The sequence below is a fragment of the Pantoea sp. alder81 genome (genome assembly GCF_020179835.1).
GTDB lineage: Bacteria > Pseudomonadota > Gammaproteobacteria > Enterobacterales > Enterobacteriaceae > Pantoea.
In genome coordinates this window covers 1-1,699 of the sequence record NZ_JAIUDA010000028.1, presented here as the reverse complement: position 1 = coordinate 1,699, position 1,699 = coordinate 1, and the positions used below count along the sequence as shown (strand labels likewise).

Annotated in this window: 1 rRNA gene; it reads right to left on the bottom strand. The window is 53.5% G+C overall.

Annotated elements, in window-relative coordinates:
• Window positions 1-20 precede the first annotated feature (20 nt).
• A 23S ribosomal RNA gene (locus LBW88_RS26430) occupies window positions 21-1,699 on the bottom strand; the annotation flags it as partial.

The following is a 1,699-nucleotide window of genomic DNA, read 5'->3' as shown; positions in this document are numbered from 1 at the left end:
AAAAACGCCTCTGGCGTTGTAAGGTTAAGCCTCACGGGTCATTAGTACCGGTTAGCTCAATGCATCGCTGCACTTACACATCCGGCCTATCAACGTCGTAGTCTTCAACGTCCCTTCAGGACTCTCAAGGAGTCAGGGAGAACTCATCTCGGGGCAAGTTTCGTGCTTAGATGCTTTCAGCACTTATCTTTTCCGCACTTAGCTACCGGGCAATGCCATTGGCATGACAACCCGAACACCAGTGGTGCGTTCACTCCGGTCCTCTCGTACTAGGAGCAACCCCCCTCAATTCTCCAGCGCCCACGGCAGATAGGGACCGAACTGTCTCACGACGTTCTAAACCCAGCTCGCGTACCACTTTAAACGGCGAACAGCCGTACCCTTGGGACCTACTTCAGCCCCAGGATGTGATGAGCCGACATCGAGGTGCCAAACACCGCCGTCGATATGAACTCTTGGGCGGTATCAGCCTGTTATCCCCGGAGTACCTTTTATCCGTTGAGCGATGGCCCTTCCATTCAGAACCACCGGATCACTATGACCTGCTTTCGCACCTGCTCGAGCCGTCACTCTCGCAGTCAAGCTGGCTTATGCCATTGCACTAACCTCCTGATGTCCGACCAGGATTAGCCAACCTTCGTGCTCCTCCGTTACTCTTTAGGAGGAGACCGCCCCAGTCAAACTACCCACCAGACACTGTCCGCAGCCCGGATCACGGGCCTACGTTAGAACATCAAACATTAAAGGGTGGTATTTCAAGGTTGGCTCCACGCAGACTGGCGTCCACGCTTCAAAGCCTCCCACCTATCCTACACATCAAGGCTCAATGTTCAGTGTCAAGCTATAGTAAAGGTTCACGGGGTCTTTCCGTCTTGCCGCGGGTACACTGCATCTTCACAGCGATTTCAATTTCACTGAGTCTCGGGTGGAGACAGCCTGGCCATCATTACGCCATTCGTGCAGGTCGGAACTTACCCGACAAGGAATTTCGCTACCTTAGGACCGTTATAGTTACGGCCGCCGTTTACCGGGGCTTCGATCAAGAGCTTCTCCTTGCGGATAACCCCATCAATTAACCTTCCGGCACCGGGCAGGCGTCACACCGTATACGTCCACTTTCGTGTTTGCACAGTGCTGTGTTTTTAATAAACAGTTGCAGCCAGCTGGTATCTTCGACTGGCTTCAGCTCGGGGAGCAAGTCCCTTCACCTACGCGCCAGCGTGCCTTCTCCCGAAGTTACGGCACCATTTTGCCTAGTTCCTTCACCCGAGTTCTCTCAAGCGCCTTGGTATTCTCTACCTGACCACCTGTGTCGGTTTGGGGTACGATTTCGTGTTACCTGGAGCTTAGAGGCTTTTCCTGGAAGCAGGGCATCAGTTACTTCACCACCGTAGTGGCTCGTCATCACACCTCAGCGTTAACAAGAGTCCGGATTTACCTAAACTCTCCGCCTACATGCTTAAACCGGGACAACCGTCGCCCGGATAACCTAGCCTTCTCCGTCCCCCCTTCGCAGTAACACCAAGTGCAGGAATATTAACCTGCTTCCCATCGACTACGCTTTTCAGCCTCGCCTTAGGGGTCGACTCACCCTGCTCCGATTAACGTTGAACAGGAACCCTTGGTCTTCCGGCGAGCGGGCTTTTCACCCGCTTTATCGTTACTTATGTCAGCATTCGCACTTCTGATACCTCCAGCA